The organism is Streptomyces sp. NPDC057271, assembly GCF_042668715.1.
In the GTDB taxonomy this organism is placed as follows: domain Bacteria; phylum Actinomycetota; class Actinomycetes; order Streptomycetales; family Streptomycetaceae; genus Streptomyces.
In genome coordinates this window covers 1-1,423 of record NZ_JBHUYJ010000246.1, presented here as the reverse complement: position 1 = coordinate 1,423, position 1,423 = coordinate 1, and the positions used below count along the sequence as shown (strand labels likewise).

The window sequence follows — 1,423 nt, the reverse complement described above, 5'->3', positions numbered from 1 at the left end:
AGTTGTGCGTAGGTGAGTGTGTGGTCTTCGAAGACCACGGCTTGGGCGTCGGGGGTGTGTGCTGCTTGTGCGCGGAGCAGTTCGCGCAGTGTGGCGCGGGGTTGGTCGACTGCGGTGTCGTTCCAGGTGGTGAGTGCGTGTTCGCGTTCTTGGGGTGTGGTGAGTTCGATGGTGGCGAGGTGTTGGCCGGGGTCGGTGGTGAGGGTGGTGAGCAGGCGTATCAGGTGGGTGGCGAGTTCGGTTCCGGTTTCCTCGCCGAGGAGGGCGGGCTGCCACTGCACGCGCAGTTTTGGTCTGTCGTCGGGGATGACGAGAAGTGCGAGGGGGTAGTGGGTGGCGTCCTGCCAGTGCCAGTCGGTGATCCGTAGTTCGGGGGAGGGGGTGAGGCGGGCGGGGTCGACGGGGTAGTTCTCGAAGACGAGGATGGTGTCGAAGAGTTGGTCGAGGCCGGTCTGCCGGGTGATGTCGTTCAGTCCGAGGTGGTGGTGGTCGGCCAGTTGGGACTGTTGTTCCTGGAGTCGCTGCAGCATGTCCAGGACTGTTGTGCCGGGGTCGAGGGTGACGCGTACGGGCAGGGTGTTGATGAAGAGTCCGGCCATGGACTCCACTCCGGGCAGTTCGGCGGGGCGGCCGGAGACGGTGGCGCCGAAGACCAGGTCGTGTCCGCCGGTGAGGCGGGCCAGTGTCAGGGCCCAGGCGCCTTGGACCAGGGTGTTGAGGGTCAGGCCGTGGCGGCGGCCGAAGGCGCGCAGGGTTTCGGCTGTTGTGCTGTCGACTTCGATTTCGGTCTCGCGTACGTCGGAGACCTGGCCGGGTGTGGCGTGCGGGGCTACCAGGGTGGGGGTTTGCAGGCCTTCCAGGGCGTCGTTCCATGCGGTGTGTGAGGCTTCGTGGTCCTGTGCGGCGAGCCAGCCGAGGTAGTCGCGGTAGGGAGCGATCCGTGGCAGTTCGGCCGTCTCGTCGGCGTAGAGCGTGAACAGCTCGCGCAGCAGTACCTGCATGGACCAGCCGTCGAGAATGATGTGGTGGTTGGAGAGGAGGACGCGGTGCCGTTGCGGGCTCAGTCGGACGACGGCGATGCGCAGCAGTGGAGGCGTGGTGAGGTCGAAGTGCTCGGGTGACGTCCACTGGGCGATGCGGGCCAGCTCCGTGTGTTGGCCGTCGGCGTCCAGGGCGGTGAGGTCGGCGCTGTGCCAGGGCACGTCGATTGCCGGCAGCACCACCTGCACCGGCCCTCGTGCCGAGCCGTCCCGCACGAACGCCGAACGGAGGCCGGTGTGCCGCTGGAGCAGTTTCCGCCAGGCGGTGCGCAGGGCGGCCTCGTCCAGCGGGCCCTCCAGGTCCAGTCGGATCCGTGAGGTGTAGACGTCGGAGACGCCACCGTCGTACAGAGAGTGGAAGAGAATCCCCTCCTGCAGCGGGG

1 protein-coding gene is annotated in these 1,423 nt (G+C 67.3%); it reads right to left on the bottom strand.

What is annotated here, in order from left to right; translation table 11 throughout:
- Positions 1-1,423: condensation domain-containing protein (locus tag ACFUJR_RS39255; protein WP_383181744.1), on the bottom strand; the 1,423-nt coding region annotated here is incomplete at both ends.